This window comes from Paenirhodobacter populi, assembly GCF_004022215.1.
Lineage (GTDB): Bacteria > Pseudomonadota > Alphaproteobacteria > Rhodobacterales > Rhodobacteraceae > Rhodobacter > Rhodobacter populi.
The window spans coordinates 157,722-169,901 of the sequence record NZ_SAUZ01000002.1 but is presented as its reverse complement, the minus strand read 5'-3'; the positions used below and the strand labels follow the sequence as shown (position 1 = coordinate 169,901).

At 66.2% G+C, this 12,180-nt stretch carries 9 protein-coding genes; 4 read left to right on the top strand and 5 right to left on the bottom strand.

The features are described from left to right. Positions 1 to 200 precede the first annotated feature (200 nt). The gene (locus tag D2T30_RS02450) at positions 201 to 506 is read left to right on the top strand and encodes a DUF6477 family protein (RefSeq protein WP_241651177.1); all 306 of its coding nucleotides are present in this window, start codon (positions 201 to 203) and stop codon (positions 504 to 506) included. Positions 507 to 513: 7 nt separating this feature from the next. On the opposite strand, the gene D2T30_RS02445 is transcribed toward D2T30_RS02450, so the two are convergent. Further along, on the bottom strand, positions 514 to 2,052 hold the full coding sequence (locus D2T30_RS02445; protein WP_128207489.1) for a helicase HerA-like domain-containing protein: 1,539 nt from the start codon (positions 2,050 to 2,052) through the stop codon (positions 514 to 516). A gap of 499 nt (positions 2,053 to 2,551) precedes the next feature. Between D2T30_RS02445 and D2T30_RS02440 the strand changes: the two genes are divergently transcribed. Further along, complete coding sequence (locus D2T30_RS02440; RefSeq protein ID WP_128180955.1) at positions 2,552 to 3,211, top strand: invasion associated locus B family protein; 660 nt, start codon at positions 2,552 to 2,554, stop codon at positions 3,209 to 3,211. Positions 3,212 to 3,293: 82 nt separating this feature from the next. On the opposite strand, the gene D2T30_RS02435 is transcribed toward D2T30_RS02440, so the two are convergent. From D2T30_RS02435 to D2T30_RS02420, 4 genes are read right to left on the bottom strand one after another with little or no spacing between them, the layout of a single operon-like run. Continuing rightward, positions 3,294 to 4,502, bottom strand: a complete 1,209-nt coding sequence (locus tag D2T30_RS02435) for a beta-ketoacyl-[acyl-carrier-protein] synthase family protein (protein ID WP_128207488.1) — start codon at positions 4,500 to 4,502, stop codon at positions 3,294 to 3,296. Positions 4,503 to 4,504: 2 nt separating this feature from the next. Next, on the bottom strand, positions 4,505 to 4,768 hold the full coding sequence (locus D2T30_RS02430; RefSeq protein WP_380727781.1) for an acyl carrier protein: 264 nt from the start codon (positions 4,766 to 4,768) through the stop codon (positions 4,505 to 4,507). A 19-nt stretch (positions 4,769 to 4,787) separates the two neighbouring features. Further along, positions 4,788 to 5,891, bottom strand: a complete 1,104-nt coding sequence (gene lpxD, locus D2T30_RS02425) for a UDP-3-O-(3-hydroxymyristoyl)glucosamine N-acyltransferase (RefSeq protein ID WP_128180961.1) — start codon at positions 5,889 to 5,891, stop codon at positions 4,788 to 4,790. Positions 5,892 to 5,934: 43 nt separating this feature from the next. Continuing rightward, positions 5,935 to 7,599, bottom strand: a complete 1,665-nt coding sequence (locus D2T30_RS02420) for a L,D-transpeptidase family protein (RefSeq protein ID WP_241651176.1) — start codon at positions 7,597 to 7,599, stop codon at positions 5,935 to 5,937. Between the two features lie 317 nt (positions 7,600 to 7,916). On the opposite strand from D2T30_RS02420, the gene D2T30_RS02415 reads away from it, so the two are divergent. Further along, complete coding sequence (locus tag D2T30_RS02415; RefSeq protein WP_128207486.1) at positions 7,917 to 8,477, top strand: YcbK family protein; 561 nt, start codon at positions 7,917 to 7,919, stop codon at positions 8,475 to 8,477. Between the two features lie 233 nt (positions 8,478 to 8,710). Next, complete coding sequence (locus D2T30_RS02410; RefSeq protein WP_128207485.1) at positions 8,711 to 12,163, top strand: transglutaminase family protein; 3,453 nt, start codon at positions 8,711 to 8,713, stop codon at positions 12,161 to 12,163. The last annotated feature ends 17 nt before the right edge of the window (positions 12,164 to 12,180 follow it).

The window sequence follows — 12,180 nt, the reverse complement described above, 5'->3', positions numbered from 1 at the left end:
ATGGCTTGGCGCGGCAGCGGCAGCTCGCTGACCTCTCAACCGTGGGTTGCTTTGGTTACCCGGTCGTTAACAATCCGGGCGAAGGCCAGATTTCTTTAAAAAGTATAAAGATTCCCAACCATTGCGAACGCTCCTTCAGGCAGTTTCGCAACACCGGAGGTTGAAGGCGCATGATCGGGCCAAACCAAAAGGAGGTCCCGATGCTTGACCATGTCGAAATGTCCGCCCTGCTGTTCGCCATTGCCGCGCTGCGCCGCCCGCGCCTGCTGGTCCGGGCCGCGCGCGCGGGGCAGATGGATTACAACCGCAACCGGGATCTGCGCGGTCTGATCGAATCCCAGCACCTGTCCCGGCCCGAATCCCTCCTGGCGATTCTGCTGGACGAAGAGGCGCGGCTCGACGAGGCTCGACGAGCCGCCGCGGCGGACTATAATGTGACCCGCCATGTGACGGTGCTGATCGCGCTGATGGCGGAGGCGCGGATCTACGCCTCCCATGCCGCCTGACGCGGACCTAGCGCGCGCGGAACAGTGATCCCAGAACGCCGCGCACGATCTGCTGCCCGGCCTTCGATCCCAGTTGCCGCGCAAGGCTCTTGCCGAAAACCTCGGCGATCGAATCCGACCGCGAGGACCCTCCGCCGGTCTTGCGCACGGGCTTGTCGGCGCGCGCGGGTTCGATCCGCGTGGCGTTGTTGAATTCGCGCAACCGTGGCTGCGCCGACGCTTCCTGCGCGGCCGAGGCGGCGCGGGCGGCAAGGATCTCGCTCGCCGATTCCCGGTCGATCGGCGTGTCGTATTTGGCGGCGAAGGGCGAGGCGGCGATGATCGCGCGGCGCTCCTCCGGCGTCAGCGGCCCGAGCCGCGACTGCGGCGGCCGCACGAGCGTGCGCTCGACCATGCCCGGCACACCCTTCACGTCGAGGAAAGAGGTCACCGCCTCGCCGGTGCCGACCTCCTTGATCGCGGTTTCCGTATCGAAGCGTGGATTGGCGCGGTAGTTTTCCGCGGCGCGGCGCAGGTCCTTCTGGTCCTTGGCGGTGAAGGCGCGCAGCGCATGCTGCACCCGGTTGCCAAGCTGGCCGAGCACCCCGTCCGGCACATCCGCCGGATTTTGCGTTATGAAATAGATCCCCACCCCTTTCGAGCGGATCAGCCGCGCCACCTGTTCCACCTTGTCGACCAGCGCCTTGGGCGCACCGTCGAACAGCAGATGCGCCTCGTCAAAGAAGAAGACGAGCTTCGGTTTGTCCGAATCGCCCTGCTCGGGCAGTTCCTCGAACAGTTCCGACATCAGCCACAGCAGGAAGGTCGCATAGAGCCGGGGCGCGTTCATCAACTTGTCGGCCGCCAGAACGTTGATCCGGCCGCGCCCGTCGGGGGTCGGACTCATCAGATCCGCCAGCGCCAGCGCCGGTTCGCCGAAAAACTGCGTCGCGCCCTGATTCTCCAGCACCAGAAGCTGGCGCTGGATCGCCCCCACCGTCTGCGGCGCGACATTGCCATAACGCAGCGACAGATCCTGCGCACGTTCGCCCACATGGGTCAGCATCGCGCGCAGGTCGGCCATGTCCAGCAGCGCCAGCCCATCGCTGTCCGCGAGGTGGAAGACGATGTTGAGCACCCCTTCCTGCGCATCCGTCAGCCCCATCAGCCGCGCCAGCAGCAATGGCCCCATTTCGGAGATCGTCGTGCGTACCGGATGCCCCTGTTCGCCGAAGACATCCCAGAAGGTCACCGGAAAACCGGTATAGGCGAGGTCATAGCCGATCGTCCCGGCGCGCTTGACGAAGGCCTCATGGGTCTTGGCGCTTTCGCTGCCCGGAGCGGCGATGCCGGACAGGTCGCCCTTCACATCGGCCATGAAGACCGACACCCCGGCGGTCGAGAATGCCTCCGCCAGAACCTGCAAGGTGACCGTCTTGCCGGTGCCGGTCGCGCCGGCGATCAGGCCGTGGCGATTGCCGTATTTCAGCAAAAGCTCCTGCGGCGTGGTATATCCCTCGCCGCCGCCGCCCACGAAAATGCCTGTTTCGGTCAGAACGCCCGTCATGCCTGATCTCCTTCGCATGCGTCCTTTTCCTCATATAGCCGGTTCGCCGCGCAAGAAAGCACCCTTGGGGCGGGCGGGCGCAATTCCGGTCGCGCAACGCGAAGTTAACCTTCCCGTGCCATACCGGGATCGTTCCGGTCGCGTTCTGCGGGCCGGGGCGTTTCCTCCCTGTCAGACTGGCCGCACCTTCGGGTGCGGCTTTTTTCGTTTCGCGCCTCTTATTCCGTTTCGCCCCCGCGCGGGGGAACGGATCATTTGCCGGTTGACCCGCCGCGAGATAAATTCTAGCGTCACATTAATGACAAGGTCGGCCAGTCCGGCAGGGGGAAACGAAAAGGGTTCCGACAGGGACCCTTTTCTGCATCTGGACCCCACACATTCACGCGACTGTCATGGCTTCCGGCGGGCGGATCGGCCCCGGAGGCGGAATTGCCCCCTGACAGCATCATCGCGCCATGATAAGCCACGGCAGATTTCCGGTTCAGGATGGAAAGTTGAGATGACCGTTTTCAGAAATTCCGCTGCCGCCGCGCTGGTGTTGTGCCTGGCGGTGCCGGCTTCCTTCGCACAGGACGCCGCGGCCCCTGCGACCGAGGCCCCTGCGACGGAGGCCCCCGCCGCCGAAGCGCCCGCCACCACCACTCCGCCCGCGACGGCGGAGGCCCAGCCCGCCGAGCCGACCGAAGGTCCGGGCAGCAGCTATACCGCCGAAACCTTCGGCGACTGGAATCTGCAATGCTTCCGCAGCGAGGACGGCAACGACCCCTGCCAGATGTATCAGCTTCTGCATGACGCCAAGGGCAATGCGGTGGCCGACATCTCGATGATCGCCTTGCCGCCGGGCGGCAAGGCCGTCGCCGGCGCGACGATCATGACCCCGCTCGAAACCCTGCTGACCGCCAATCTGGCGCTCAAGGTCGACAATCAGACGCCGCGCGGCTATCCGTTCACCTTCTGCGCCCAGCTCGGCTGCTTCGCGCGGATCGGCCTGCTGCCGGAGGAACTGGCGCAGTTCAAGAAGGGCAACAAGGTCACGCTGACCGTCGTGCCGATCTCCACGCCGAATGAGCCGGTGAATGTGGACGTTTCCCTCAAGGGGTTCACCGCGGCCTATGACGCCGTGTCGGCGCGCAACAAGGATCTGAAGCTCCAGCAATGATCCGTCGCGCCTCCGGCGCGACAGAAAAGACCGAACGCCGCCCGATCCGGGCGGCGTTGCCTTTTGGTTCATCAAAACCGGCTCACCCGGCGGACAGCACCAGAACGGCGTTCAGCCCGCCAAAGGCGAAGGCGTTGGAGATCGCCACCTCGACCGGCGCCCGCCGCGCCGCATTGGGCACGACATCAAGCCGGCAATCCGGATCCGGCGCTTCATAGCCGATCGTCGGCGCGATCACCCCGTCGCGCAGCGCCATGATACAGGCCAGAAGCTCGATCGCCCCCGTCGCGCCGATGCAATGGCCGTGCATCGCCTTGGTCGAGGACACCGGCACCTGTTCCGCCCGCGCGCCGAAAACCGCATGGATCGCCGCCGCCTCGCAGCGGTCGTTCGCCGCCGTGCCGGTGCCGTGGGCGTTCACATAGCCCACCTCCGCCGGCGTCACGCCCGCATCGGCCAGCGCGCCCCCGATCGTGCGCGCCGCGCCCTCGGCCGATGGCATGACGATATCCCCCGCGTCGGAGGTCATGCAGAACCCCCGGACCTCTGCCAGGATCGTCGCGCCACGGGCCAGCGCGGCCTCGCGTTCCTCCAGCACGAAAACCCCCGCCCCCTCGCCCTGCACCATGCCGTTGCGGCCAAGGCTGAACGGGTGGCAGCCATCGGGCGACATGACGCGCAGCCCCTCCCACGCCTTCAACCCGCCGAAATTCAGCATCGCCTCGGCCCCGCCGGCCAGCATCCCGTCCGCCATGCCGGCGCGGATCATCTGGAACGCCAGCCCGATCGCATGATTTGAGCTGGAGCACGCGGTCGCCACCGAAAACACCGGCCCCGTCAGCCCCCATTGCATCGACAGATGCGAGGCAGCGGCATTGTTCATCAGCCGTGGAACGGTGAAAGGATGGACGCGATTGCGGCCTTCGGCAAAGACCGCGCGGAAGGCCTCATTGACCGTGCCGTTGCCGCCGCCCGCCGTGCCGATCACCGCGCCCCAGCGGGTCGCATCGCCCGGAGCGGCGGCAAGCCCGGCCTGCGCCATCGCCTCGGCCCCGGCGACCAGCGCGAACTGGGTGAAACGGTCGTAAAGCGACAGCCGCGTGCGGTCGAGATGTTCCTCGGGCCGCCAGTCCCGGACCTGCGCGCCGATCCGGATCGACAGTCTTTCGACATCGGGAAATTCCAGCGCCCCGATCGCCGAACGCCCGGCCGCCATTGCGGCCCATGTCCCCGGCACATCCCGCGCCAGCGCATTGACCGTGCCGGCCCCGGTGATGACCACGCGCCGCATCGTCAGGCGACCGCCGCGCCCCGCCCGGCGATCAGCTGTTCGACCGCGCCGACGATGGCGCCGACCGAGGACAGGTCGAATTCCCCCGCCTGTCCCTCGTTCGCATTGAACGGGACGGAGACGCCGAAGGTTTCCTCGATGGAAAAGATCATCTCGACCAGACCAAGGCTGTCGAGACCGAGTTCATCGAGCGTCATGTCCGGCCGGACCTGATCCGCATCGATGACAGCTTCGCGCGCGATGATGGAAATGATCTGTTCCTGCACGTCGGACCTCATGTTGCCGTTACTTCGCGCCCTCCTTTTCGATCAGCTTTGCAACAGTTTCACGAAGTTCGGCGACTTGCGCAAACAATCTTGTCAGACGGCGGATATTTTTCCATGCCGTCACATGGGTTTCCATCTTCAGCGCCGGATAGCCCAGCAGCACACTGCCCTTGGGCGCGTTGGTAAAGATCTTGGTGGCGCCGCCCGCGATCACGTCGTCGCCGACAAAGATGTTGTCGCTCACGCCCACTTGCCCGGCCAAGGTCACCCGGTTGCCGATCCGCGTCGATCCGGCGATGCCCACCTGCGAGCACATCAGGCAATCCTGCCCGACCTGCACATTGTGGCCGATCATCACCAGATTGTCGATCTTGGTGCCCGAGCCCACGGTCGTCGCCCGCACCGTGCCGCGGTCGATGGTGGAATTCGCGCCCACCTCGACATCGTCGCCGATCTCGACCGTGCCGAGTGAATGGATCCGGGTCCAATGCTGTTCACGGATCTCCTGACGCTGGCCGAGGGTTTCGCGGATCTCCTCGATCCCCGATTTCTCCGGCGTGACGAAGGAAAAGCCATCGCCGCCGATCGCCGCACCCGCCTGCGCGATGAAGCGGTCGCCGATCACCACCCGCGCGCCGATCTTCACCCCATACAGGATCAGCGCATCCGCGCCGATCCGCGCCCCCTCGGCGATCACCACATGCGATGCGATCCGGGCATTCGGTCCGATCTTCGCGCCCCGCCCGACCACGACGAAAGGCCCGATCGCCGCATTTTCGCCGATCTCGGCCGAAGGGTCGATCACCGCCGTCGGATGGATGCCCGGCGCGATGTCGGGGCCGGGATCGAAGGCCTTCGACAGCCCCGCCATCGCCAGACGCGGGCGCGGCACGAAGATCGCGGCCTTCAGCCCGAGCGCCTTCCAGTCCGCGCCTTCGTGCAGCAGCGCCGCCACCGCATGGCCCTGCGCGATACCGTCCACATATTTCGGCGCCATCGCCAGCGCGAGTTGACGCGGCCCCGCAGCCTGCGGCTCGGACGCGCCGTCGATCGGCAGGGTCAGATCCCCCTCGGCCCGCGCGTCAAGCGCCCTTGCGATGGTTTCGACGGTCTGCTGCGCCATGCTATCCCCCGGATCTGGCCCCGGAACGGGGCTTTCCTCCGATCTAGTTCGTCAGCACCGGCAATTCCACCCCCGCCTTTTCCAGCGCCGCGAACAGCGCCGCATCCCGCCCGTAGACATCCTTGCGATACGCGATATGCCCGTCCGCCTCGGGCCATGCGGTGAAATAGACCAGATGCACCGGCACCGGCTGCGCGAGGGTCACGAATTTCTCTTTCCCGGCGGCCAGGAATTTCTGGAAATAGGCCTCGGGGTCGTCGGTCTGCGGCGCCAGCAGCGCATAGGCCAGATCGAAGGGCCGGCCGATCCGGATGCAGCCGTGGCTCAGCGCGCGATCCTCTTTCCCGAACAGGGATTTCGAGGGCGTGTCATGCAGGTAGATGTTCCACGGATTGGGAAACAGGAATTTCACCAGTCCGAGCGCATTGTCGTCCGACGGCGCCTGCCGCATCCGGAAGGGGAAGTTGTCGGCATTGTAGGCGGCGAAATTCACCTGATCGCGCGGGATCACCTGCCCCGCCTTGTCGACGATCTGGATCTGCGCCGAGGCATTCGGATTGCGCTGCATCTTCGGCAGATATTCCCGCACGGTGATCGAACGCGGCACATGCCACGCCGGGTTGATCACCACCGTCTGCATCTCGTCCGAGAATTCCGGGGTGCGGTAATCCGGCTCCGCCCGCCCGACCACGGCGACGGAGCGGAAGGTGACCTGATGATCCTCGACGATCTCGGCGCTGAAATCCGGAATGTTCACCCAGATATGGCGCGCGGACAGGTCGATGCCGTTCATCCACCGCAGCCGCTCCATCGCGACAAGGATCGAACGCAGCCGGTCCTCGGGCGCGGCATTGACGGCGGCCAGCGTCGAAGGCCCGGCGACGCCATCGGCCTTCAGCCCGTTTTCCGCCTGAAACCCCTTGACCGCCGCGATCAGCGCGGCGTCGTAGCTGCGGCTCGCGCCGCGGCCCAGATAGCCCATCGCCTGCATCCGCTGGCGCAGCGCGAGGACCTGATCGCCCTCTTCGCCGGGACGCAGAATGCCCGCCGTCACCGGCGCGCCCCAGCCGCCCGCCGCGATCTGCCGGCCCAGATCCATCCGCGCGCGCAAAAGCCGGCTGTATTCCTGCGACTTCGGCGCCAGATCGCGCAGGAAGGCCGCGGGCTGCGCCGCCGCGGCGAAACCGCCGATCACCTGCCCCGCATCGGGGCGAAGGATGTCACGTACGATGGTCGGATCGACGCGCTTCGGCTCCAGCACGCCCGAGGACAGGTTCCGCGCATAGCTGACCAGCGCCATCGACATCTGCGCCTCCAGCAGGCCCCGCTCCCGTTCCGAGCGGATGGTGGCGAACTGCGCCCGCAGCGCCTCGCCCCCATAGCGCGCGGCGGGCAGGCCGTGCATGGACGCCGTGCCGAGCGCCGCGAAGAACGCCGCCCGCCGGTCCGCATCCGCGCCCGTCGTCCAGATCGGCGCATAGCCGCGCGCCTCGTAAAAGGCCTTGAGCCCGGGATTGCCGGCGACGCCCTCGGCCACCGCCTGCGCATAGCCCGAAAGTTCGGCCAGTTCACGCCGGGGCGGTGCCGGGTCCGGCATCAGCACGGCCGGGGACGCCGCCACCGCCGCGACCTGCGCCGCCGCCGCCCCCGCCGAAGCCCATACCGCCAGGATCAGCCATGCTGTCCCGCCCCGAACCTTGTTGCCCATCTGCTCCGCCTCTTGTCATTTTGACGCAGAATCCCGAAATCGCACCGCCAAGTCCAGAACAACCCAGCCCCTGCCCCGCCGACGCCGTCACGGCCGCCCCGACAGATGCAACCATGCCACAGCCCCGATCTTTCGGCGGCTTTCGACGGCGTTTGGCAAGAATCAGCCGATGGATCCGAACCGCTCAATTTTACCGGGAATCGTTTGTTGGATATTTAGGCGCCCTATGCCATAAACTCAGACATGGTCAGGGGTTACTGGCACGTTAAGCCGCGCATAAAGACGGCAATGCGTCACGAGGACGGACAGGCAAACACATGAGCAATTCCACAGTTTCCCGTCGCGGGCTTCTGGCAGCCTTCGCAGCCACGATGATTACTGCTGCGCCGACTGCCTCCAACGCCTTCGGCTTCCTGCGCGGCGCGGGCGATATCCGCCGCATCAGGATGTACTCGGGCCGCACCGGCGAAAGCCTGGATACGGTCTACTGGATCGAGGGCAAATATGTCCCCGAGGCCCTGAAAGAGATCAATCTGTTCATGCGCGACTGGCGCACGGATCAGGTCACCAACATAGACCCGCGCACCATCGACATCGCGACCGCCTCGCACCGGCTGATGGGCACGAACGAACCCTATATGATGCTGTCGGGCTACCGTTCACCGCAGACCAATGCGATGCTGCGGTCCCGCTCCAGGGGGGTTGCGCAAAACTCCCTGCACATCAAGGGGATGGCGGCCGATCTTCGGCTGAAGTCGCGCTCCGTCTCGCAGATGTTCGCGGCGGCAAGCGCCTGCAACGCCGGCGGCGTCGGGCAATACAACGGGTCGAATTTCGTCCATATGGATTGCGGTCAGGTGCGCACCTGGCGGGGCTGATACCCGGCGACCGACAGACTGACCTGCCTGCCTTCAGACCGGCGCCGCATCTGCGGCGCCGTCTGCTTTTTTGAGCCCCTCCTACGGCGCCGGTTTCCCCTTGGGCAGGGCCGTGATTAATTTTTAGGCAAATGCTGCCGCAGGCACCAGATAACGGACCCGAATCGGGGCTTTGGGCTGGCCGCAACCCGCCCCATGCCTAAGCTGAACGCGGCAATAGCAGGGAAGCGGCAATGGCGATCTACGCATCCATTTATCACCTCACCCACTACAAATACGACCGTCCGGTCACGCTCGGCCCGCAGATCATCCGGCTGCGCCCTGCGCCGCATTCGCGCACCCGCGTGATTTCGCACAGCCTCAAGGTTTCGCCGGGCGGGCATTTCGTGAACCACCAGCAAGATCCCTACGGCAACTGGCTGGCGCGTTTCGTCTTTCCCGAGCCGGTGACCGAATTCAAGATCGAGGTGGATCTGGTCGCCGACATGACCGTCTACAATCCCTTCGATTTCTTCGTCGAGGATTCGGCCGAACACTGGCCCTTCGACTATCCCGAGGATCTGCGCGACGATCTGGTGATCTACCGCACGCCCGAACCCGTCGGGCCGCGGCTGGCGCAGTTCCTGTCCACCATTGACCGCGGCCAGCACCGCACCGTCGATTTTCTGGTCGAGCTGAACGCGCGGATCCCGCAGATCGTCAACTATACGATCCGGCTTGAACCCGGGGTGCAGACGCCCGAGGAAACGCTCGAACGCGCCTTCGGCTCTTGCCGCGATTCGAGCTGGCTGCTGGTGCAGGTGCTGCGCAACCTCGGCTTCGCGGCGCGCTTTGTTTCGGGCTATCTGATCCAGCTGAAACCCGATGTCGCCTCGCTCGACGGTCCCTCGGGCACGGATCACGATTTCACCGATCTGCATGCCTGGTGCGAGGTCTACCTGCCCGGCGCGGGCTGGATCGGGCTGGATCCGACCTCGGGCCTGCTGACCGGCGAAAGCCATGTGCCGCTGGCCGCGACCCCGCATTACCGCAACGCCGCGCCGATCGTCGGTGGCTTCTCCTCCGCCGGCGCGCCCGAGGTCGATTTCAACTTCGACATGAAGATCACCCGGCTGGCCGAACATCCCCGGATCACCAAGCCCTTCTCGGACGAGGCGTGGGAAAGGCTGAACGCCCTTGGCCGGCAGGTCGACGACAGCCTGACCGAGGGCGATGTGCGTCTGACGATGGGGGGCGAGCCCACCTTCGTCTCGATCGACGATTTCCAGTCGGCGGAATGGAACACCGCCGCCGTCGGGCCGCAGAAACGCGGGCTTGCCGATACGCTGATCCGCCGCTTGCAGAGCCGCTTCGCGCCGGGCGGGTTCCTGCATTACGGGCAGGGCAAATGGTATCCGGGCGAAAGTCTGCCGCGCTGGACCTTTTCCCTTTACTGGCGGCGCGACGGGCTGCCGGTGTGGAAAAACCCCGATCTGATCGCGCAGGAAAACCGTCCCGCCCCGGTCACCGCCGAGGATGCCGGGCGGTTCATGGCGGGCTTCGCCGAAAAGCTCGGCCTCGCGCCCGGCTATGCGCAACCGGCCTATGAAGATCCGGGCGAATGGATCCTCAAGGAGGCGAACCTGCCGCCGAACGTTTCCCCCGAAAATCCGAAGCTGAAAAACCCCGAGGACAGGGCACGTTACGCGCGTGTCTTCAACCGCGGTCTCACCGAACCCTCGGGCTATGTCCTGCCGCTTCAACGCTGGTGGCAGTCGGCGGATAAGCCCTCGCACTGGCGGTCCGAGCTGTGGAAACCGCGCCGCGGCCATATCTTCCTGATCCCCGGCGACAGCCCGGTGGGCTTCCGTCTGCCGCTGGGGTCGCTGCCCTATATTCCGCCCGCGCAATATCCCTACAGCTATCCCGCCGATCCGACGGTGCCGGTGCAGCCGCTGCCCGACTATCAGGCGATGATGGAACGCCGCCGCAAGGTGCAGGAGGAAATCGACCGCATCGCGAAGGAGGATGAGGAACGCGCCCGGATGGTGCCGCCCGTCTCCCCCGGTCATGCGCAGGGCTACCGTGCCGGCGCGGCCGAGGCGGACCGGCAGGCTGTCACCCGGCAGGATATCGTGCGGCAGGACGCGGATCTTGGCGAGGGCACCGATCCGGGCGCCGGCGCCGTGCGCACCGCCATCGCGATGGAGCCGCGCGACGGCCGGCTGTGCCTGTTCATGCCGCCCTGCGACACGCTGGAGGATTATCTGGAGCTTCTGGCCGCGGCGGAGGCCACGGCCGACGATCTCGGCCTGCCGATCCATATCGAGGGCTATTCCCCCCCGAACGATCCGCGCCTGAACGTGATCCGCGTCGCCCCCGACCCCGGCGTGATCGAGGTGAACATCCACCCCGCCCATAGCTGGGAAGATTGCGTCGCCACCACCGAGGCGATCTACGAAGAGGCCCGCCTGTCCCGACTTGGCGCCGACAAGTTCATGATCGACGGCCGCCACACCGGCACCGGCGGCGGCAACCATGTGGTCGTGGGGGGCGCCACGCCAAACGACAGCCCCTTCCTGCGTCGCCCGGACCTGCTGAAGTCGCTTATCCTGATCTGGCAGCGGCACCCGTGCCTGAGCTACCTGTTCTCGGGCCTGTTCATCGGCCCGACCTCGCAGGCCCCGCGCATCGACGAGGCGCGCCACGACACGCTCTACGAGCTGGAAATCGCGCTCAGCCAGATCGTCCCGCCGTGGCAGGGCTTCACCCCGCCGCCGTGGCTGGTGGACCGGCTGCTGCGCAACATGCTGACCGATGTGACCGGCAACACCCACCGGGCCGAGATCTGCATCGACAAGCTCTATTCCCCCGACGGGCCGACGGGGCGGCTCGGGCTGGTCGAGTTCCGCGGGTTCGAGATGCCGCCGCATCCGCGCATGTCCCTTGCGCAGCAACTGCTGCTGCGCGCCCTGATCGCGCGCTGCTGGAAGGCCCCGGTCGAGGGCCGCCCGGTCCGCTGGGGCACGGTGCTGCACGACCGCTTCATGCTGCCGCATTTCCTGTGGGAAGACCTGCTGGACCTGCTGGGCGACCTGCGCCGGAACGGCTTCGACTTCGATCCCGTCTGGTTCGAGGCGCAGGCCGAATTCCGCTTCCCCTTCTGTGGGCAGATCGAGGCGGAGGGGGTGAATCTGGAAATCCGTCAGGCGCTGGAACCCTGGCACGTTCTGGGCGAAACCGGCGCGATCGGCGGCACGGTGCGCTATACCGACAGTTCGGTGGAACGGTTGCAGGTCAAGCTGACCTCGCTGCATCAGGACCGCTATCAGGTCATGTGCAACCGCCGCCCGGTGCCGCTCGCGCGCACGCAGACCTCGGGCGTGTCGGTGGCGGGCGTTCGGTTCAAGGCGTGGCAGCCGCCCGAGGCCCTGCACCCGACCCTGCCGGTCAACGCGCCGCTGGTCTTCGACATCTACGACAGCTGGAGCGGCCATGCCCTTGCGGGCTGCACCTATCACGTCGCCCATCCCGGCGGGCGGAACTACGATGTCTTCCCGGTCAATGCCTATGAGGCCGAGGCCCGCCGTCTGGCCCGTTTCGAGCCCTATGGCCACGAACCGGGCGCCTATCGTCCGCAGACGGAAATCCCGCATCCGGAGTTTCCGTTGACCCTTGACCTGCGAAGGCCGATCGGGCTCATGTGAGCCTCTAATTTGACCAG

Excerpts from the sequence above, each read along its gene's own strand:
- D2T30_RS02450 (WP_241651177.1), top strand. The coding sequence starts at position 201 with ATGCTTGACCATGTCGAAATGTCCGCCCTGCTGTTCGCCATTGCCGCG.
- D2T30_RS02415 (WP_128207486.1), top strand. The coding sequence starts at position 7,917 with ATGAGCAATTCCACAGTTTCCCGTCGCGGGCTTCTGGCAGCCTTCGCA.
- D2T30_RS02435 (WP_128207488.1), bottom strand. The coding sequence starts at position 4,502 with ATGCGGCGCGTGGTCATCACCGGGGCCGGCACGGTCAATGCGCTGGCG.
- D2T30_RS02440 (WP_128180955.1), top strand. The coding sequence starts at position 2,552 with ATGACCGTTTTCAGAAATTCCGCTGCCGCCGCGCTGGTGTTGTGCCTG.
- lpxD (WP_128180961.1), bottom strand. The coding sequence starts at position 5,891 with ATGGCGCAGCAGACCGTCGAAACCATCGCAAGGGCGCTTGACGCGCGG.
- D2T30_RS02420 (WP_241651176.1), bottom strand. The coding sequence starts at position 7,599 with ATGGGCAACAAGGTTCGGGGCGGGACAGCATGGCTGATCCTGGCGGTA.
- D2T30_RS02410 (WP_128207485.1), top strand. The coding sequence starts at position 8,711 with ATGGCGATCTACGCATCCATTTATCACCTCACCCACTACAAATACGAC.
- D2T30_RS02445 (WP_128207489.1), bottom strand. The coding sequence starts at position 2,052 with ATGACGGGCGTTCTGACCGAAACAGGCATTTTCGTGGGCGGCGGCGGC.